The sequence below is a fragment of the Amycolatopsis stemonae genome (assembly GCF_054781455.1).
The window spans coordinates 43,304-62,137 of the sequence record NZ_BAAGUJ010000024.1 but is presented as its reverse complement, the minus strand read 5'-3'; the positions used below and the strand labels follow the sequence as shown (position 1 = coordinate 62,137).

At 72.1% G+C, this 18,834-nt stretch carries 19 protein-coding genes; 8 read left to right on the top strand and 11 right to left on the bottom strand.

The annotated features are described in order from the left end of the window. Nucleotides 1–82 precede the first annotated feature (82 nt). A complete protein-coding gene (locus ACYVLJ_RS45070; protein WP_460443323.1) occupies nucleotides 83–1,030 on the top strand; it encodes a type 2 periplasmic-binding domain-containing protein in 948 nt (315 codons plus the stop codon). Here ACYVLJ_RS45070 and ACYVLJ_RS45065 read toward each other — a convergent pair. The 5 genes from ACYVLJ_RS45065 to ACYVLJ_RS45045 all read right to left on the bottom strand — a co-directional run bounded on the left by ACYVLJ_RS45065 (nucleotide 1,015) and on the right by ACYVLJ_RS45045 (nucleotide 5,845). Next, the gene (locus tag ACYVLJ_RS45065) at nucleotides 1,015–1,818 is read right to left on the bottom strand and encodes a serine hydrolase (protein ID WP_460443322.1); all 804 of its coding nucleotides are present in this window, start codon (nucleotides 1,816–1,818) and stop codon (nucleotides 1,015–1,017) included. The genes ACYVLJ_RS45070 and ACYVLJ_RS45065 overlap by 16 nt on opposite strands. Then, complete coding sequence (locus ACYVLJ_RS45060; RefSeq protein ID WP_460443321.1) at nucleotides 1,815–2,888, bottom strand: Glu/Leu/Phe/Val dehydrogenase dimerization domain-containing protein; 1,074 nt, start codon at nucleotides 2,886–2,888, stop codon at nucleotides 1,815–1,817. Before ACYVLJ_RS45060 ends, ACYVLJ_RS45065 begins: the two co-directional genes overlap by 4 nt. Before the next feature lie 160 nt (nucleotides 2,889–3,048). Further along, a complete protein-coding gene (locus ACYVLJ_RS45055; protein WP_460443320.1) occupies nucleotides 3,049–4,242 on the bottom strand; it encodes a kynureninase in 1,194 nt (397 codons plus the stop codon). After that, nucleotides 4,239–5,033, bottom strand: a complete 795-nt coding sequence (locus ACYVLJ_RS45050; RefSeq protein WP_460443319.1) for a tryptophan 2,3-dioxygenase — start codon at nucleotides 5,031–5,033, stop codon at nucleotides 4,239–4,241. The genes ACYVLJ_RS45055 and ACYVLJ_RS45050 overlap by 4 nt, the downstream gene beginning before the upstream one ends. Then, nucleotides 5,030–5,845 (bottom strand): PaaX family transcriptional regulator, encoded by an 816-nt coding sequence (locus tag ACYVLJ_RS45045; RefSeq protein WP_460443318.1) that lies wholly within the window; start codon nucleotides 5,843–5,845, stop codon nucleotides 5,030–5,032. The genes ACYVLJ_RS45050 and ACYVLJ_RS45045 overlap by 4 nt, the downstream gene beginning before the upstream one ends. Nucleotides 5,846–5,893: 48 nt before the next feature. On the opposite strand from ACYVLJ_RS45045, the gene ACYVLJ_RS45040 reads away from it, so the two are divergent. Genes ACYVLJ_RS45040 through ACYVLJ_RS45025 form a run of 4 tightly spaced genes read left to right on the top strand, consistent with a single transcriptional unit; the run spans nucleotide 5,894 to nucleotide 9,663 of the window. Next, a complete protein-coding gene (locus ACYVLJ_RS45040) occupies nucleotides 5,894–6,646 on the top strand; it encodes a creatininase family protein (protein WP_460443317.1) in 753 nt (250 codons plus the stop codon). Further along, nucleotides 6,639–8,150, top strand: coding sequence for an acyl-CoA synthetase family protein (locus ACYVLJ_RS45035; protein WP_460443316.1), 1,512 nt, complete (start codon nucleotides 6,639–6,641; stop codon nucleotides 8,148–8,150). Before ACYVLJ_RS45040 ends, ACYVLJ_RS45035 begins: the two co-directional genes overlap by 8 nt. After that, on the top strand, nucleotides 8,147–8,839 hold the full coding sequence (locus ACYVLJ_RS45030; protein ID WP_460443315.1) for an SDR family NAD(P)-dependent oxidoreductase: 693 nt from the start codon (nucleotides 8,147–8,149) through the stop codon (nucleotides 8,837–8,839). Before ACYVLJ_RS45035 ends, ACYVLJ_RS45030 begins: the two co-directional genes overlap by 4 nt. Further along, nucleotides 8,836–9,663, top strand: coding sequence for an enoyl-CoA hydratase family protein (locus ACYVLJ_RS45025; protein ID WP_460443314.1), 828 nt, complete (start codon nucleotides 8,836–8,838; stop codon nucleotides 9,661–9,663). Before ACYVLJ_RS45030 ends, ACYVLJ_RS45025 begins: the two co-directional genes overlap by 4 nt. Here the strand turns inward: ACYVLJ_RS45025 and ACYVLJ_RS45020 are convergent. Beyond that, nucleotides 9,660–10,034: a VOC family protein gene (locus tag ACYVLJ_RS45020; protein WP_460443313.1), complete on the bottom strand. Its 375-nt coding sequence runs from the start codon at nucleotides 10,032–10,034 to the stop codon at nucleotides 9,660–9,662. The two genes, ACYVLJ_RS45025 and ACYVLJ_RS45020, sit on opposite strands and share 4 nt — an antisense overlap. Before the next feature lie 36 nt (nucleotides 10,035–10,070). Between ACYVLJ_RS45020 and ACYVLJ_RS45015 the strand changes: the two genes are divergently transcribed. Next, the gene (locus tag ACYVLJ_RS45015) at nucleotides 10,071–10,586 is read left to right on the top strand and encodes a hypothetical protein (protein WP_460443312.1); all 516 of its coding nucleotides are present in this window, start codon (nucleotides 10,071–10,073) and stop codon (nucleotides 10,584–10,586) included. Nucleotides 10,587–10,590: 4 nt separating this feature from the next. On the opposite strand, the gene ACYVLJ_RS45010 is transcribed toward ACYVLJ_RS45015, so the two are convergent. Genes ACYVLJ_RS45010 through ACYVLJ_RS44995 form a run of 4 tightly spaced genes read right to left on the bottom strand, consistent with a single transcriptional unit; the run spans nucleotide 10,591 to nucleotide 13,971 of the window. Continuing rightward, a complete protein-coding gene (locus ACYVLJ_RS45010; protein ID WP_460443311.1) occupies nucleotides 10,591–11,499 on the bottom strand; it encodes an SMP-30/gluconolactonase/LRE family protein in 909 nt (302 codons plus the stop codon). Nucleotides 11,500–11,509: 10 nt separating this feature from the next. Further along, nucleotides 11,510–12,166: a histidine phosphatase family protein gene (locus ACYVLJ_RS45005; protein WP_460443310.1), complete on the bottom strand. Its 657-nt coding sequence runs from the start codon at nucleotides 12,164–12,166 to the stop codon at nucleotides 11,510–11,512. Continuing rightward, nucleotides 12,167–13,222 carry a phosphotransferase family protein gene (locus ACYVLJ_RS45000; RefSeq protein WP_460443309.1) on the bottom strand — a complete coding sequence of 352 codons (1,056 nt, stop codon included), beginning with the start codon at nucleotides 13,220–13,222 and terminating at the stop codon, nucleotides 12,167–12,169. Beyond that, nucleotides 13,219–13,971: an SDR family oxidoreductase gene (locus ACYVLJ_RS44995; protein WP_460443308.1), complete on the bottom strand. Its 753-nt coding sequence runs from the start codon at nucleotides 13,969–13,971 to the stop codon at nucleotides 13,219–13,221. Before ACYVLJ_RS44995 ends, ACYVLJ_RS45000 begins: the two co-directional genes overlap by 4 nt. Before the next feature lie 375 nt (nucleotides 13,972–14,346). Between ACYVLJ_RS44995 and ACYVLJ_RS44990 the strand changes: the two genes are divergently transcribed. Further along, nucleotides 14,347–15,273 carry a hypothetical protein gene (locus ACYVLJ_RS44990; protein WP_460443307.1) on the top strand — a complete coding sequence of 309 codons (927 nt, stop codon included), beginning with the start codon at nucleotides 14,347–14,349 and terminating at the stop codon, nucleotides 15,271–15,273. 52 nt (nucleotides 15,274–15,325) lie between these two features. Here ACYVLJ_RS44990 and ACYVLJ_RS44985 read toward each other — a convergent pair whose 3' ends face one another. After that, a complete protein-coding gene (locus ACYVLJ_RS44985; protein ID WP_460443306.1) occupies nucleotides 15,326–16,960 on the bottom strand; it encodes an acyl-CoA synthetase in 1,635 nt (544 codons plus the stop codon). Between the two features lie 156 nt (nucleotides 16,961–17,116). Here ACYVLJ_RS44985 and ACYVLJ_RS44980 point away from each other — a divergent pair, with 156 nt between their 5' ends. Further along, a complete protein-coding gene (locus tag ACYVLJ_RS44980; RefSeq protein ID WP_460443305.1) occupies nucleotides 17,117–18,805 on the top strand; it encodes a bifunctional 3'-5' exonuclease/DNA polymerase in 1,689 nt (562 codons plus the stop codon). Nucleotides 18,806–18,834 lie beyond the last annotated feature (29 nt).

The window sequence follows — 18,834 nt, the reverse complement described above, 5'->3', positions numbered from 1 at the left end:
GCGCCACCCGACCACGGCCCGCGGGCGGCTGTCCAAGATCGAGTCGTCGGCATGTCGATATGCGGTCGGCTATCGTCGCTGCGTGGACCACCTCCGTTCGCTCCGGTACTTCCTGGTCGTGGCCGAGGAACTGCACTTCGGCCGCGCGGCCGAGCGGCTCGGGATCGCGCAGCCGCCGTTGAGCCAGCGCGTGAAGCGGCTCGAAGCCGAGCTGGGCGCGACCCTCTTCGACCGCGGCAGGCGCGTCACGCTCACCGAAGCCGGCGAGGTGCTGCGTGCGGAAGCCCGCGACCTGCTTTCCCGCTGGGACCGCATGACCGCGCTGGTCGCGAAGGCCGAGCGCGGCGAGCCGGCCGCCCTGCGCGCGGGCGTGCCGCCGGACCTGCCCGGCCGGGTGCTGGCCGCGATCCTGACGAAGTTCGCCGAGGCGGTTCCCGCCGTCCGGCTCGACCTGCAGGAGCTGACCACCGCCGAGCAGGCCCGGCTGCTGGCCGACCGCGCGCTGGACGCCGGGCTGCTGCAGCTGCCGGTGGACGTCGTGGGCCTGGATCTCGGGCCCGCGATCGACACGCCGCTGGGCGTGGTCCTCCCCCGCGACTCGCCGCTGGCACGCCGGCCGTCACTGTCCCTCGCCGACCTGGCGGGCGAAGGCCTGGTCCACTCCCCGCGCGCCGCCGCGCCGGGAAGCTACGACGCGCTGCTGCGCACCTGCTGGGACCACGGCTTCCGCCCGGCGGCGGTTCGGCACGCGCGCAACCCGGAGTTCGTGCTCGGCCTGGTGCTGGCCGGCCACGGCGTGGCGTTCGAGGCGCACGCGCGCAAGGAACCCCGCGTGGTCTGGCGGCCCCTCGAAGGCGAGGTACTGCGCGCCCGGACGGCGTTCGCCTGGCCGTCGTCGAGCCCGCGCCCGCAGGCGGAGAAGCTGGCGGAGATCGCCGCGGAAGTCCTCCGCGACGACGGCGTGTCCCGGCTGGTCCCGCCGGACCCGGGCGGCGCACGACCGTGGGACGTCTTCTACGAGCGCAGCTGATCCACCGCCGCGCGGGCCGCGTCGCCGATCGCGCGGTCGATGTCCGGGCGCCGCAACGTTTCCGCCCCGCCGGCCGTGAAGACCGCGATCGCGTACGCCGTGCCGTCCGGGTAGGTCGCGACGCCGATTTCGTTGCGGATCCCGGGCATCGTCCCGGTTTTGGCCGCGACGGCGACCTCCGGCGGGAAGCCCGCGGTCAACCGGTGCCAGCTGACCTGAGCAGCCATCCACGCGAGCACCTGGGCGCCGGGTCCGGGGTCGGCCCAGATCGCCGACAACAACGAGGTCATCTCGCGCGGTGTGGTCGACGAAGTCCGCAGCGGATCCAACGCCCGCAGGGGACGGCCCGCCGCAGTGTCCGCCATGATCGTCCGGATCAGGTCCCGCGGCGGGCCGATCACGGAAGTCCGCGTCAGGCCCAGCTCGGCCAGCAACGACCGGACGTTCTCCACGCCCACCCGGTCGAACAGCAGGTCCGCGGCCGTGTTGTCCGAGACCGACAGAGCCAGCAGCGCCGCGTCCCGCAGGCTGTAGGAAACGTCGTCGGCGAAGCCCGCCGAGCCGCTGCCGCCCAGGCGATCGGCCGCGGAGGCGTGCACGCGATCGGAAGGGTCGAGCTGCCCCAACGCCACCTGGCGGGCGAACTCGTACGCCAGCGCCACCTTCACCACGGACGCCAGCACGACCGGGGCGTCGGCGCCGACCCCCACGCAGTCGGGGGAACCGAGACGGCGGGCGTGCAGGAAACCCCGCACGCCCACCGCTTCGAAGAAGAGAGAAAGACTCACACGGTCATGATGGACCGCAGCCGCCCGATCTCCGCCATCCGCCGCTCCGCGAGCCGGTCTGCCGCCGTCGCCGGGGGCACGCCCTCGGTGTCGGCCAGCGCGAAGACGGCCTTCGTCGTGTCGAAGATGGCCGTCGTCTTGCGCTTCGCGCGCTCGAAGTCGAAGCCGTGCCGCTCGTCGTCGACCTGGATCACGCCACCGGCGTTGACCAGGTAGTCCGGCGCGTACAGCACGCCGCGGTCGGCGAGCTGCTTGTCGACGCCGGCGTGCGCGAGCTGGTTGTTCGCCGCGCCGCAGACGATCCGGGCGCCGAGCACCGGCACGGTCTCGTCGTTCAGCGCGCCGCCCAGGGCGCAGGGCGCGAAGACGTCGAGTTCGGTGCGCAGCAGGGTGTCCGCGTCGGGCGCGACCTGGACGTTCGGGTAGATCGCGCGGGTCCGCTCGATCGCCGGGGCGTGGACGTCGGTGATCGTCACCTGGGCACCGGCCTCCACGAGGTGGCCGACGAGGATGTGCCCGACCTTGCCGACGCCGGCCACGCCGACGCGCTTGCCGGCCAGGTCCGGGCTGCCGAAGACGTGCTCGGCCGAGGCCCGCATGCCCTGGAAGACGCCGAACGCGGTGAGCACGGACGAGTCGCCGGCGCCGCCGTCCTCGGGCGAGCGGCCGGTGACGTAGCGGCACTCGCGGGCCACGACGTCCATGTCCTGCACGAACGTGCCGACGTCGCACGCCGTGATGTAGCGGCCGCCCAGGGACTGCACGAAGCGCCCGTACGCGCGCAGCAGCGCTTCGGACTTGAGCGTCTTCGGGTCGCCGATGATGACGGCCTTGCCGCCGCCGAGGTCGAGCCCGGCCAGCGCGTTCTTGTACGCCATGCCCTTGGACAGCGCGAGCACGTCGTCGAGCGCGTCCGCTTCGGTGGCGTAGGGGTGGAAGCGCGTCCCGCCCAAAGCGGGTCCGAGCGCGGTGGAGTAGATGCCGATGATGGCCTTCAGGCCACTGGCCTGGTCGTGGCAGTACACGACCTGTTCGTGCCCGGTGCCCCGGGCGAACACTCCTTCGGTCACGGTGGTGACTCCTTTGTCATCCGCGCCCGGTTCGTGGCCGGGACGCGCTTCACGGGGTGGTCGGGTACCCGCGCGGAGGTCGTCCGCCCGGGGGCCCGGCACCAACCTAGATCGCCGCCGTTCGCCGGACCAGTGGAGGTCCCGCGATACGGACCGGTAATCAGCCCCGGGCCACCGTGCCGAGGGTGTTCATCGCCGTCTCGAGCTGCGTGTCCGAGAGGTACGGCGCCGGGCCGAAGCGCAGGTACGGGCCGCGGCTGTCGGTGCGGACGCCGTGCTCGGCGAGCCCGGCCTGCAACCCGGCGGCGTCGGCGCAGCGCAGCGAGAGGAACCCGCCGAGCCGGTCCAGGGGCACCGAGCGGTCGCGCGTGACGACGTCCTCGGGCAGTGCCAGCTCGTCGAAGACCGCCGCGAGCAGGCCGACCTGGTGCTGCGAGACCTCGCGCAGGAACTCCGGCGTGAGGCCTTGCTCGGCGAAGAACCGCTGCACCCGGACGCCGCGGTAGTGGCTGGCCGGGTCGTAGGTCGCGCCGGCGAACCGGTCGCCGCCGGTCGCGTACGGGACCGCGCCGGGGTGACGCGCGTCGGCCAGCGCGCCGAATTCGGCGTACCAGCCGGTGATCACCGGCCGCAGCTCCTGGGCGTGCGCGGGCAGCCGCAGGAAGCAGTTGCCCTCGCCCAGCTGCAGGTACTTGTAGCCGCCGCCGAGCACCCAGGCGTTGGTCAGCCCGAGGTCGTGCAGCGGGAACGGCACCACGCCGAGCGCGTGGTAGGCGTCGACGACGAGCTCGATCGAGCGGCCGCGGCACGAGTCGGCCAGGTGCGCGAGCCCCGGCACCAGCCGCGACGTCTCGAACAGCACGGCCGACACGAGCACCGCCGCGGTGTCGTCGTTCACCTCGCCCGCGACGCGCTCGGCGAGCGTCGTCACCGGGTCGAGCGGCACGCGCACGACCTCGACGCCCTCCTCCTCGAGGCGGGCGAGCTGGCGGCGCAGGGTGTGGAACTCGCCGTCGGTGGTGACCAGGCGCGGTCTTCGCGGCAGCTCCATCGCCGAGAGGAACCGCAGCACCAGGTCGTGCGTGCTGCCGCCGAGCGCGTACTCGCCGTGCGGGTCGCCGAGCAGCACCCGGAACCCGGCGCGCAGCTCGTCGGCCTTCGCGAAGGCGCGCTCCCACTTCTCGTCGACGTCCCGGGCGGCGTCCGCGAACGACTCCCGCAGCCCGTCCTCCGCGACGTCCGGCCACGCCTGGTGCGAATGCCCGGACAGCAGCAGGCGTTCGGCGACCCCGAACCGGGAGTAGTGCGGGGCGAGCGCGTTGTCGTCGGCGCGCAGTTCGTCCAAAGTGGTCACAGTCGGCTCCGTACGGCCCAGAGATCCGGGAACATCGGCTGGAACAACGTGGTACGCAGGTAGGTCGCGCCGGATGATCCTCCCGTCCCGGTCTTGTCGCCGATGGTGCGTTCGACCATCTTCACGTGCCGGTAGCGCCACTCCTGCATCCCTTCGTCGAGATCCACCAGACATTCCGCGACGACCGACGGTCCGCCGTCGTCGCTGTACACGTCCAGCAATATCGCTTGCAGGGCCGAAGACGGCTCCACCGGTCGAGTGACGTCTCGGTCACACCCCACCGGGTAACCAGAAGCCTTGAGATAGGCGAGAAAAGAGTCGAACAACGACGGCCGCGCCATCGCTTCGGCAATGCGTTTCCGCTGATCGCCGCCCTCGGGGTAGTGCGCGAAGACCCGCCCGTCACGGCGCCCGAGCACGGCCTCCAGCTCGCGGAACTGCGCCGACTGGAAGCCGCTCGAAGCGTCCAAACGGGCGCGGAAGCTCGTGAACTGGCTGGGGGTCATGGTTTCCAGCACGTCGATCTGCGCGACGGCGACCTTGAGGATCGTCAGGATCCGCCGCAGGATGCGGATCGAGTGCGCCGTGTTGCCCTTCTCCAGGTTCTGCTGGAGGAACGCGGCTTCGTGCAGGATCTGCTTGAACCACAGCTCGTACACCTGGTGGATGACGATGAACAGCAGCTCGTCGTGCTCGTCCGACCGCGGGCGCTGGGCGGTCAGCACCTCGTCGAGCGCGAGGTACGAGGTGTAGCTCAACGCTTCCTGCGTCTGGGCGTCGATGTCGCTCATCCCTGGGTCACCTCGTCGAAGTGGCGCTGCGCGGGTTTCGCGAGCGCGGTGTACAGATCGTGGAACAGCTCGACCGCGGCCGCCCGGTCACCCGGCGCGGGGACCAGGTCGACGGGCAGTTCCGGGTCCAGTGCCGGGAACGCCCGGAACGTGTGCACCAGCCGGGTCCGGACGTCGAAGGCTTCGGCGTCCGAGACGTCCTTCACCGCGGACCCGCCGAACTGGCCGACGAACGCGGTGTAGCGCGCGGCCAGGTCGTCGAGGTCCCAGGCCCGGCCGGCGAACCGGCGGACGTCCAGCGCCGCCGAGGGCCGCCCGAGCAGCAGGCCGGCGTGCTCGGTGACGTCCAGCTCGGCGAGCAGGGCGACGACCTCGGCCTCGCGGTCGTGCGGGGCGATCCAGGTGCCGTCCTGGTAGGGCCCGAAGCCGAGGAACCGCAGCCGCCGCACCAGCCGTTCGCGGGCCTGGCGGCGGCTCTCCGGGATGCTCTGCCAGAGCACCGTCCACTCGCCCGCGGCGCGCTCGCGGCGGCCGAGGGAGAAGATCCGGTGGTCGCCGTCGGCCAGCAGGGCGACGGTCCGCCGGGTCAGCGAGTAGTGCACCGTGCGGCCTTCGCGGTGGCGCTGGAGCAGGCCGCGGCGCACCAGCCGGGTGAGCGCGATCCGGGCCGCGCCGTCGGAGAAGCCCAGCTCGGCGAGCACCGCGACCAGGCCGCCCGACCACACCCGGCGCGTCTCGCGGGGGTGCACGTAGCTGCCCAGCAACGTCACGACCAGCTCCTGAGGGCTGGCGTCGAAGGCGTCTCCGGGCATGAACGCAACTCTATACACCTCAGGCCGCTGCGGTGTAGCGTGAATTGCGTGACGTACTTCGCGGACCTCAGCTCGCGGCAGGTCGCGTCGTTGGCCGACGGCCCGCGCGTCCCCGTGCTGCTGCTCCCGCTGGGTGCGGTCGAGCCGCACGGCCCGCACGCGCCGCTGGGCACCGACCCGCTGATCTCGCGCGGGATGTGCGAGCGGGCGGCCGCTCGCTTGGCCGCCGACTCCGAAGTGCACGTGCTGGTGCTGCCCGAAGTGCCCTACGGCGTGACGCGGTTCGCGGCCGGGTTCGCCGGCGGCGTCCACATCGGCGAGGAGACCCTGCACTCGCTGATCGTCGACATCTCCTCGGCGCTGATCGGCCAGCACCTGCGCCGGATCCTGCTGGTCAACAACCACTTCGAGCCCGCGCACCTGGTCACGCTCCGGCGCGCGGCCGAGACGGTGAACTTCGCCTACGACGGCTGCGTCGCGCTGCTCGACCTGGTCCGGCGGCGGCACGCGCAGCGGCTGACCGAGGAGTTCAAGTCCGGCGAGTGCCACGCCGGGCGGTACGAGACGTCGCTGGTGCTCGCGGACCGGCCGGAACTGGTCGACCAGGGGCTGATGCGGACGTTGCCGCACGTGCCCGTGAGCCTGGCCTCGGCGCCCGAGGACGGCGGTTTTCTCGAGATGGGGATGACCGAGGCGTACTGCGGGTCTCCCGCCGAAGCGACCGCGGCCGAAGGCGAAGCGACGTTCTCGACCCTGACCGATCTGCTGGTGGAAGCGATCCGGGAGCTGGCCCGTGAGTGAGCCGTTCAACCTCGCCACGTTCTTCCTCGACCGGCACGTGGCCGAGGGCCGCGGCTCGCGAACCGCCCTTTTCGTCGGTGACCGGACCGTGAGCTACGCGGATTTGGCGGCCCTGGCGAACCGCGTCGGCAACGTGCTGCTGGACGCGGGTGTCCGAAAAGGACAGCGGGTGCTGCTGGCCCTGAGCGACGGCGACGAGTTCGTCGCGACCTGGTACGGCGCGCAGAAGATCGGCGCCGTCACCGCCGAGGTCTACCCGTTCCTGCAGCCCAAGGACTACGCGTACTACCTCGGCTACACCGAGGCCGTGGCGGTGATCGCGGACGCCGTCACACTGCCTGCGCTCCGGGAGGCGGGCGCGACCGGGTTGTTCGTCACCGGCGTGCCCGAGGGTGAACTGTTCCCGGGTGAGCGTCCATTCCGGACATTGCTCGACGCGGCGCCGGACACCCTCGAAGCCGCACCGACCACTGTGGACGAAATCGGGATCTGGAAGTTCACCACCGGCAGCACCGGCGCGCCCAAGGCGTGCGTACATCCGTTGCGGAGCGCCAAAGAGAGCTTCGAACGGTACGCCGCGCAGGTGCTCCGACTGCGCGAAGACGACCGTGTGCTCGCCGTGCCCAAGCTGTTCTTCGGGTACGCGCGCGACCTTGTGGCGCTGTTCCCGTTCGGCGTCGGCGCCGCCGGGATCGCGTTCCCCGAGCGCAGCACCGCGGACCTGATGTTCGAGCTGATCGCGAAGCACCGGCCGACCGTCCTGGTCAACGTGCCGACCATGATGAGCGCGATGGTCGCGCACCCGGCCGCGGCGTCACAGGACCTGAGCTGCCTGCGCATGACGACGTCCGCGGGCGAGGCGCTGCCTTCGGAGCTGCACCGGAAGTGGGACGCGACGTTCGGCGTGCCGGTGGTGGACGGCATCGGCTCGTCGGAGGCGTACCACATCTACCTGTCGAACCGGCCCGGCGCCGCGCGGATCGGCACGCTCGGCACCGAGGTGCCCGGCTACCACGCGCAGGTCGTCGACGAGCTCGGAAACCCGTTGCCGGACGGGGAAATCGGGCCGCTGCGGGTGACCGGGCCGACGATCGCGCTGGAGTACCACGGCGACCCGGAGAAGTCCGCGAAGACGTTCGACGGCGACACGCTGACATCCGGCGACCTCTTCAGCCGTGACGAGGGCTTCTTCCGCCACCACGGGCGGGCCGACGCGCTGCTCAAGGTCGGCGGCGTGTTCGTCGCGCCCGGCGAGATCGAGGACTGCCTGCTCGGGCACCCCGCCGTGACGGACTGCGCGGTGCTCGGCCAGGAGGTCGACGGGCTGGTCGTGCCGCGCGCGTACGTCGTGACGCGCGCCCCGGTGACCGCCGAGGAGCTCAAAGAGCATGCGAAAGCCCACCTGGCCAAGCACAAGTACCCCCGCGAAGTGGTGTTCATGACGGAACTTCCCCGGACCGCCAACGGAAAGCTCGACCGGCGCGCACTGGCGGGCCGGTCGTGAGCCGCCTGGTCGTGGTCACCGGCGGGACCCGCGGGATCGGCGCGGCGATCGCGGCGCGGTTCCGCGCCGCCGGCGACACGGTGCTCGCGCCGGGCCGCGCCGAATGCGACGTCACCGACGAAGACGCCGTCACGGCCTATTTCGCCTCGGCCGGGCCGGTCGACGTGCTGGTGAACAACGCCGGGATCTCGTCGAGCGCGCCGACGGCCAAGACCTCGCTCGACGACTGGCGCGGCCAGTTCGAGGTCAACGCGACCGGGGCGTTCCTGTGCACCCGCGCGGTGCTGCCGGGGATGCGCTCGCGGGACCGTGGCCGGATCGTCACGGTGGCGTCGACGGCGTCGCACGCCGGCTACCGCTACACGGCCGGGTACACGGCGTCCAAGCACGCGGCGGTCGGGCTCATGCGGGCGGTCGCGGCGGAGCTGGCGGGCACCGGCGTCACGGCGAACGCGGTCTGCCCGGCGTTCGTCCGCACCGACATGACGGCGACTTCGGTGGCGCGGATCCGGGAGCGCACCGGACGGGCGTCTTCCGAGGCGGAAGCGGCGCTGGCCGCGGCGTCCCCGCTCGGCAGGCTCCTGGAACCTTCCGAGGTGGCGTTCGCCGTCGCCTTCCTGGCGGCGCCCGAAGCCGCCGCGATCAACGGCCAGACCCTCGTACTCGACGGCGGAGGAATCCAGTCATGAGCCCGTTCCGCGCGACCGTACCGCTGACGAAGGAGTGGGAGCACTTCGGCTTCACCGTGGACGACGGCGTCGCGACGGTGACGTTCACCCGGCCCGAGAAGCTGAACGCGCTGACGTTCGACGTCTACGCCGACCTGCGTGACCTGATCACCGAGCTGCCGCAGCACGAGGACGTCCGCGTGCTGGTGATCACCGGGGAGGGCCGCGGGTTCTGTTCGGGCGGCGACGTCGAAGAGATCATCGGCGAGCTGCAGAAGTTCGAGACGGCGGAGCTGCTGGAGTTCACGCGCATGACGGGCGCGGTGGTGAAGGCGCTGCGCGAGTGCCCGCTGCCGGTGATCGCGGCGGTCAACGGCGTCGCGGCGGGCGCGGGCTCGGTGATCGCGCTGGCGAGCGACTTCCGGTTGCTGGCGGAGTCGGCGAAGTTCGCGTTCCTGTTCACGAAGGTGGGCTTGGCGGGCGCGGACATGGGCTCGGCTTATCTCCTGCCGCGCCTGGTGGGCCTGGGCCGCGCGACCGAACTGCTGCTGCTGGGCGACAAGGTCTCCGCGGCGCGCGCGTCGGAAATCGGCTTGGCTTCGCAGGTGGTGCCCGATTCCGCGCTGACCTCGACGGCGTCGGCGTTGGCCCGCCGCCTCGCGGACGGCCCGGCCCTGGCCTACGCGACGACGAAGGTGCTCCTGACCCGCGAGCTGGACATGGACCTGGGCAGCGCGATCGAGCTGGAGGCGATCACCCAGGCCCTCCTGATGACGGCCAAGGACCACAAGGAGTTCTACGCGGCCTGGTCCGCCGGCCGCGAACCCCGCTGGACCGGCCGTTAACGGACCACTTCCCCGAGCCCGATGAGGTTGCCTTCGCTGTCGCGGAACCAGGCCGCCCGTTCACCGGTGCCCTTGCTCGGGTAGTTGCCGCGGATCTCGACGATCCCGCCGTCCTCGAAGACCACGCCACGCTCCTCGAGCGCGGCCACGGTCGCGTCGAGGTCGTCGACGTAGAAGGCCACCTGGGTGAACGTGCCGTTCGACGCACCCGCCGAGGTGTAGAGGCAGAAGACGCCCGAAGCGCCTTCGTACCGCAGGCCCCCTTCACGTTCCTCGGCCGGCTCGAGGCCCAGCTTCTCGCTGTACCACCGACGGGCGCGGTCGAGGTCCTGCGTGGGAAGACGCGATTCGAACCGGAGGTTGGTCAGCATCACCCCATCGTAAGCGCCGCGGCATATCCTGGTCCGATGGTCGACTGGGGCAGCGTTCCGGCCTATTTCGGCGGGCTCGCACTCGTCCTGACGCTCACCGTGATCCAACGCGACCGGCGGGAGAAGGTTCGCGATCAGGCGAACAAGGTCGCGGCCTGGGTCCAGCGATCCCGCGACTACCAAGACCCGCACCGCATCGTGATCAAGAACGCGAGCGACCTGCCGTGCACGAGTCTGCGAATCTGGTGGACGGTCGGGTATCGCAACCCATCCGCTCTTCGATTGTCCAAGACGTTCGGCGCGGACACCGACGGCGGAGGAAAGAAACCGCACTACGAGCACGCCGTGGGCCCCGGCGAAACCATCGTCCTGCTCGAGACGCGCGAGGACTGCGCGGTCCGCAGGTTCGAATTCGTGGACGCCGCCGGGCGCCGATGGCTGCGGGAGGGTGCTCGGCTCGACCGGCTCGGAACGGTCGTCGAACGTGTCTTGCGTCTTGCCCGCCGGATTTTCCGGCGCATGGCGACGCGGCTCCGGCGCGTCAAGGCCTGATGCCTCAGGGAGAGGTCACGGCGACCGCGTTCTCCTCCAGCGAACCGAAGTACAGCTTGCCCTGCCACTCGCGGACGCCCACCAGCATGTGGAAGCCGTCGATCTCCCCGCGCAGCGCATGCTTCACCGTGCCGTCCGGGGCCACGCCCAGCACGCCCACCTCGCGCCCGGGGCTCGGCTGCAGCGACGTCGGCAGTGCGCGGACCCCGGCGCGCACGAAGCCGGGCAGGCGGCGGACCACGTCCAACGCCGCCACGCGCGGGGAGGCCTGGGTGATCCAGATCAGGCCGTCCGTGCCCGTCGAGATGTTGTCCGGGAAGCCCCACAGCCCGTCGACCAGAACGTCGGAACGGCCGTCCGGCCACACCCTCGACACGCTGAACGCACCCGTCTCCGCCACCGCCACGAACGACTCGTCCGGGGCCAGTGCGACGCCGTTCGCGAACTGCAGGCCGTCGAGCAGCAGGTCGATCGAGCCGTCCGGGGAACGCCGCAGCAGGCGGCCGCCCGCGGTCTGCTCGATCAGGTCGTCGCGCCAGTTGTCGATGCCGAAGCGGCGCGACGAGTCCGTGAAGTACACCGTGCCGTCCGAAGCCACCGCCGCGTTGTTGCAGAACACGAAGTCGAGCCCCAGCGCCGAGGTCGCCAGCACCGCGGGCGTGCCGCCGGCCAGCGGCACCACCAGCAGGCCCGCCCGCGCGTCGCAGATCAGCAGCTCGTCCTCGCCGTAGAGCTCCAACCCCAACGGGCGGCCACCGGTGTCGGCGATGACGTCGATGCGGGTGCCGTCCGGCGACAGGCGCAGGATCCGCCCGTCGTCGACGCCGGTGTAGATCCGGCCCTCGCCGTCGACCACGACGTCCTCGGGGCCGTGCCCGTTCACCGGGATGACCGTGACCTCGCCGAACCGCATCGAACGTCTCCTACCGGTAGGTGAGCAACGGGGCCGCGTCCGCTTCGAAGTGCGGGTGTTCGTTGAACGACAGCATCGTGACCCCGCCGCGCCCGGACACCAGCTTCGTGATGCCGCCGTTGACCGTGACGCGGTTGAGCTTGAGCAGCCCGGCTTCGGGCGTCCCCATCAGGAGCCCGCAGAGCGTCGCGATCACGCCGCCGGAGGTGAACACGACCGCGTGCTCCCCCTTTCCCAGCGACGCCACGAGGTCTTCCAGCGCGCCGCGGCAGCGCGCGAGGAACGCGGGCCACGTCTCGGCGCACGGCCCGCCCTCGCCCGCCGTGGTCCACGCCGTCAGGGCCGCGTCCAGAACACCCTGGTACGCGCGGGAATCCTCCTGCGGCGCGCCGCCGGCGTGGTGCCGGGCGATGTCGACGTGGTCGTACTCGTTCCAGCGCGGGTCCTCGACCACCGGGACGTCCGAGCCGAGCACCTTCAGCGCCGTCGCGGCGGTGTCCCGCTGCCGCGCCAGCGTTCCCGAACGGATCTGACTGAAGGACACGTTGCGCCGCAACAGTTCCGCACCGACCACAGTGGACTGTTCGAAACCGCGCGGCGAAAGCGCGTCGTAGTCCTCCGCGCCGAACGACGCCTGCCCGTGCCGGACGAGGTAGATCGCGCCCACTCAGCCCCTCCCCTTCGCGATGATCTCCCGGCAGCGCCAGTCCAGGTACCCGACGAACTGCCAGAAGTCCTTGAACGCCGGGTTGCGCGTGGCGCCGTCCGCGTAGCGCCGGTACAGCTGCTGCAGCACCGCGGCGAGCCGGAACAGGCCGTAGACCTCGTAGAACCGCCAGTCCCCCACGGACAGCCCGGTCTTCTCGGCGTACCGCGCGACGAACTCCTCGCGCGTGAACATGCCGGGCAGGTGCGTCGGCTGGCGGCGGCTCGCCTTCATGACGTCGTCGTCATCGGCCTGCACCCAGTAGGCGAGCATGCTGCCCAGCTCCATCAGCGGGTCGCCGAGCGTGGCCATCTCCCAGTCGAGGACGCCGGTGATGGTCAACGTCGAGGGCCCGTCGAGCACCAGGTTGTCGAGCCGGTAGTCGTTGTGGATCAGGCAGATCTTCACCTCGGGCGGCTGGTTCGAAGCCAGCCACGAGCGGACCTCGGCGAAGTCGCCGACGTTGTCCGTGCGCGCCGCGGTGTACCGGTCCGACCAGCCGCGGATCTGCCGTTCGACGTAGCCGGCGCCCTTGCCCAGGTCGGCCAGCCCGGCCGCCTCGACGTCGACGGCGTGCAGGTCCACCAGCCGGTCGACGACCTTGCCGGACAGCTCGCGGGCCTGCTCCGGGGTCAGCTCGAGCCCGGCGGGCAGGTCGCCGCGCAGGATCAGGCCGTCGAGCTTCTCCATGACGTAGAAGTCGCCGCCGAGCAGGGCCGGGTCGTCGCCGAACGCCAGCATCCGCGGCACGTACGGGAACACCGGCTTGAGCGCGTGCTGCACGCGGTACTCGCGCCGCATGTCGTGCGCGGACGCCGCCTTGTGCCCGGCGGGCGGCCGGCGCAGGATCAGCTCGCGGTCGGGGTAGGTCAGCAGGTACGTCAGGTTCGACGCGCCGCCGGGGAACTGCCGGACGCGCGGCGGCTCGGCGCCGAGGCCCTCGACCCGCGGGGCCAGCCAGGCGTGCACCGCGGCGACGTCGAAGGCGTCTTCCTCCCGCACTTCGATGGTGCTCACGCGAACCTCCTCAGCACCGCGGACGGCACCACGCGCATCACGGCCGACAGCGGCACCCACGGCCACGCCGGGACGTAGGCGCGGCGCGGCTCGGCCTCGATCGCCTTGACCAGCGCCCGCGCCCCGGTCTCGGCTCCGGCGAGCAACGGGTTGCGGCCGATCCGGTCGTTCATCTCGGACTCGATGTAGCCCGGCCGGACGTCGGTGACGGTGATGCCCTTGCGCTTCAGCTCGAGGCGGGCGCCCTCGACGAACGCCGAGATCCCGGCCTTCGAGGCGGCGTACGCGGTGAGGTTGCCCGGCATGGCCCGCAGCGCGCTGAACGACGAGACGACGGCGAGGTGCCCGCTGCCCTGCGCGCGGAAGATTTCGGCGGCGGCTTCGACCTGGGCGGCGGCCGCGACGAAGTTGACTTCGAGGGTCTGGCAGTTGGCGTCGAACCGGCCCTTGCCGACCGGCTGCCCCTTCCCGAGCCCGGCGTTCACGATCACCCGGTCGAGGGACCCCAGCTCGCCCCGGAACTCCGCGAAGACAGCGAACACGCGGTCGTGGTCGGTGACGTCGAGGGTGCGGGTGACCACCCTGATCCCGGGGTGCGCTCCTTCGAGCTCCTTGGCGAGCGCCTCGAGGCGTTCGGTGCGCCGCGCGCACAGTGCCAGGTTGCGCCCCTTCGCCGCGAACTGCCGGGCCATGCCCTCGCCCAGCCCGCTGCTGGCGCCGGTGATCAGGATGTTCTTCCGGAGGGTCATAGCCCGGGATGCTACCCGGAAGTAATAAGACCGGTGGCCCGGCGCTGGGGGCGTCGCCGGGCCACCGGTCATCGCGCGGCCACCCCGGCCGGTCGCACAACGCGGCCGGGTGAGCCGGAGCCGTTGTCCACGGCTTCTCGGCCTGCGCCCGGGTGGGCCGTGAGGGGGAGGCGGGGCCACCGGCGCAGGCAAGTCATAAAAGCGCGTCCGCCCAGGCCGGGGCAATGGTTCACAGTTGCCAGTACTAGCCCGTTCGCCCGAGTGGACGCGTGTCGCGACCGTCGCGAAGACGGCCGCGGACGACCGCGCGAATCCTGCTAACGTGCACCGTGTCGGGGATCGTCGGGGGACGCACGGGGGCGGGTCGGATCGGCAATGGCGGGCAGCACGGCGGGCGGCCGGGACGGTGAGCGCACGGCGTTCGCGGCCCAGCTGCGCGCGGCCATCGCCACCAGCGGGCTCTCCCTCGACCGGATCCAGGCGCGGCTGCGCGCCCGCGGCGTCGTCGTCAGCGTCACCGCCCTGAGTTACTGGCAGTCCGGCAAGCGCCAGCCGGAGCGGCAGAGCTCGCTGTCGGCCGTACGCACGCTCGAAGAGATCCTCGACGTCCCCGCCGGGTCGCTGCTCGGCCTGCTGCCGCCGCCCCGGCCGCGCGGCGGCGCCGGGAAGCGCCACGCCGGCGGCGAGCCCATGACGTTCCCCCGCGAGGTCCTGCAGCCGCTGCTGGACAAGGTCGGCGCGCCGGACGCGCTCGAGCGCCAGCACCCGCTGAAGCTGGTCGGCCTGCACGACCTGTGCGAAATCGCCGCGGACGGCGGCCAGCGCTCGGTCACCGCGCGCGCGGTGTTCCAGTCGGGCGCGGACGGCCAGGACCGCTGGCTGCTCGTCTACACCCAGGACGACCCGGCGGCCGGGCCCCCGCAGCTGCACGCGGTGCGCAACTGCCGCGTCGGCCGCGCCGAAGCCGACGAGGCGCACGGGCTGCTCGTCGCCGAGCTGGTGTTCGACCGGCCGATCGACCGCGGCGAGACGCACCTGATCGAGTACACGCTGACCAACGGCGGGCCGCCGTACCCGGAGTGCCGCAACACCTACTACCGCGAGTTCCGCCGCCCGGTCCGGGAGTACCTGCTGGAGGTCCGGTTCGCCCCGGGCACGGCGCCGGGCCGCTGCTGGCAGTATTCGCGCAACGGCGCGACCGGCAGCCGCGGCCGCCGCCCCCTCAAGCTGGACGGCGGCGACGGCGTGCACGCGGTGGCGCTCGACTTCGGGCCGGGCGTCTTCGGCATCGACTGGGACTGAGCCGACCGGGTTCCCTTCGTTCGCCCTGCTCACGCGGCGCCGCGCAACGGCGTCAGGAAAGTTTGGTGCGCAACACCTTCCCGGTCGCGTTGCGGGGCAGCTCGGCCAGGAACTCGACGTCGCGGGGCACCTTGTAGCGCGCCAGGTTCGCCTTGACGTAGTCGCGGACGCCGTCGGCGTCCAGCTTCGAATCCTCCGTGCGCACGACGAACGCCTTGAGGCGCTGGCCGAACTCCGGGTCCTCGACGCCGATCACCGCCGCCTCGAGCACGTCTTCGCGTTCCACCAGGAGGTTTTCCACCTCGATCGGGAACACGTTCTCACCACCCGAGACGATCATTTCGTCGTCGCGGCCGTCGATGAACAGCAGGCCGTCTTCGTCGAAGTGGCCGACGTCGCCGCTGGACAGCAGGCCGTCGATGATCTCCTTGTGGCGGCCGTCGGTGTAGCCGCCGAAGCTCAGCCCGCTGCCGACGAACACCCGGCCGGTGACGTGCGGCTCGGTGATGCGGCCGCCGTCCGGGTCGTAGAGCGCGACCTTGCAGCCCACCGGCGCGCGACCGACGGTGCCCGGCGCCTTCGCCCAGTCCTCCGGCGTCGCGACCGTCGCCACGGCGACCTCGGTCGAGCCGTAGAGGTTGTGCACGACCGGGCCGAACGCCTCGTTCGCGCGGTTGCCGAGGTCCGGCGACAGCGCCGAGCCCGCGACGAAGATGATCCGCAGCGACGACGTGTCGTACTTCGCCAGGACGTCCTTCGGCAGGTCGACGATGCGCTGCAGCATGGTCGGCACCAGCACGAGCGCGGTGCACTTGTGCTCGGCGACGCCGCGCAGCGCCTCCTCCGGGTTGAACTTGCGGCACAGCACCACCTTCGAGCCGAGCGCGAAGGACAGGATGAACTGCGACAGGCCGGTGCCGTGGAAGATCGGCGCGCCCATGTAGGTGGCTTCGTTGGCGCGCATCGGGATCCGGTCGAGGAACTGGGCGGACGCCAGCGCCGAGGTGTGCGGCCGCGGCGCGCCCTTCGGCGTGCCGGTGGTGCCGCTGGTCAGCAGCACGAAACCGCCCGGCTTGGCCGGCGCGGGCCAGGGCCGGTCGTCGGTGCTGGCGATGATCTCGCTCAGCACCGGCACGTCCCGGCCGGCCAGGTCGCTGTCCGCGTCGACCCACGCGAGGTAGCGGTCGATGCCGGCGGGGATCGCGTCGAGCAGGCCGGTGAACTCCTGGTCGTAGACGATCGCGGTGACGCCTTCGCGCTTGGCGACGTCGGCCAGCTGCGGCTTCGCGAAGCCGGTGTTCATCAGCAGCAGCCGGACGCCGAGCTTGCCCGCGGCGGCCATGGTGACGACCAGGCCGCGGTGGTCGCGGCACAGCGCGGCGACGACCTGGCCGGGCCGGATCCCGCGCTCCGACCAGGCGCGGGCGAGCGCGTTCGACTGGTCGTCGAGCTGCTTGTAGGTGAGCGGGCCGAGCTCGTCGACGAGGCCGACGGCCGTCGGGTCGCGGCGCGCCGAGATGTGGTTGGCGCCGGCGAAAGGCCCGAACTTCCGGATCGCCACCAGGGACCGGAGGCCCTCGTCGACGCGGGGGAACGGGACGAGCCCCGCCCGCCGCATCACGTCCACGCTGCGCGCCGTCTCCGCCACCTTGTCCGCCACTTGCGTGGCGAGCGCGACCAGGCTCATCCAGGCACCTCCGTTGCTGCGGGAAGAGTGCCCACGCCGACGGCACGGACGTACCGGCGGTATGGGGGCTACTGGAGAGTAAACCAACCACGCCGCGAGCGCACCAGACGTGCGCGTGGTCCGGTTTTTGTCGGTGGTGGCCGTCATGATGTCTTCGTGCAGGTGATCGCCGGGCGGGAGGAGGACGGGAGCTTCACCGTGCATTCGCCGTCCTCGACGGCGAAGGGCCTGGACGAAGCGGGTTTCCTGGCGGCGGCGCGGGAGCTGGAGGCGGCGCTCGGGCCGCGGTGGGTGTTCCCGTCGGTGGAGCTGGTGTACCCGGTGCTCGTGGCGGGCGGGCTGCGGGTGCGGCGCTGCTACGACCTCGCGCTGGCCGAGGGGCTGCTGCTGGCGTACGAGGGGCTGGAGGAGCAGTCGCGGAGCCTGCGCGCGGCCTGGGCCAGGGCGAACGGCGAAGAGCCGCCGGAAGACGCGATGGCCGTCGAGTCCGCGCAGCCGACACTGTTCGAGACGCGGACGCCGACGCTGCCCGAGGGCGTGACGGTCGTCACGGCGGTCCGGCGCGTGCTCGCCGAGCAGGAGCGGCGGGTGGCGGCGGCCGAGCACCCGGACCGGCTGCGGCTGCTGCTGGCCGCGGAGTCGGCGAGTGCGCTGGCCGCGGCCGAGATGTCGGCCGACGGCCTGCCGTGGCGGGCCGACCTCCACGAGGAGCTGCTGGTGTCGAAGCTCGGCCCACGGGTGCGCGCCGGAGAGCGGCCGAAGGTGCTGGTGGAGCTGGCGGCGAAGATCAGCGAGGCGTTCGGCGGCCGGCCGGTCAACCCGGACTCGCCGCCGAGCGTGGTCAAGGCCCTCGCGCGGGCGGGGATCGAGGTGCCGGCAGCGCGGAAGTACCTGCTGAAGGGGATCGACCACCCCGCGGTGGGGCCGCTGCTGGAGTACAAGGAGCTGTCCCGGCTGTACGCGGCGAACGGCTGGGCGTGGCTCGACGAGTGGGTCACCGACGGCCGGTTCCGCCCGCACTACGTCGTCGGCGGCGTGGTCTCCGGGCGCTGGGCCAGCCGCGGCGGCGGCGCCCTGCAGATCCCGAAGGTGCTGCGCACGTGCGTCCGCGCGGACCCGGGCTGGAAGCTCGTGGTGGCGGACGCGGCCCAGCTGGAGCCGCGGGTGCTGACGGCGTTGTCGGGCGATCGCCGCCTGGCCGACGTCGCGGCGGCGACGGACCTGTATGCGCGGCTCGGCGAAGCGTTGTTCTCGGGCGCGCGCTGGGTCCCGGCCGCCGACGACGACCGGGACGACCGGGCCCGGGCGAAGATCGCGATGCTGTCGGCGATGTACGGCGGCACGTCCGGCGAGGCGGGACCGCTGCTGGCGTTGCTGCGCCAGCGGTTCCCGGACGCGGTGTCCTATGTGGAGCGGGCCGCGCAGGCCGGCGAACGCGGCGAGCGGGTCCGGTCCCGGCTGGGCCGGACGTCCCCGGCGCCGTCGGCGGCCTGGCGGGCGTTGACCGGTGGCCTGGCCGCCGACGACGCGGCGGAGCTGAAGGCACGCCGGGCGTCCCGCGGCTGGGGCCGGTTCACGCGCAACTTCGTGGTCCAGGCCAGCGCGGCCGACATGACGGCGGTCATGCTGGCCACGCTGCGCACCCGGCTCCCCGCGCCGGCCCACCTGGTGTTCTTCCAGCACGACGAGGTCATCGTGCACACCCCGGCCGAGCTGGCGGCCGAAGTGTCCACGGCGATCACGGACTCGGTCACGGAGGCGGCGCGCATGCTGTTCGGCCCGGCCTGCCCGGTCCGGTTCCCGCTGCACATCGCCCCGGTCGAAACCTACGCCGACGCGAAGTGACGCCGTGCCGGCGCGAACCGGCCGGCACG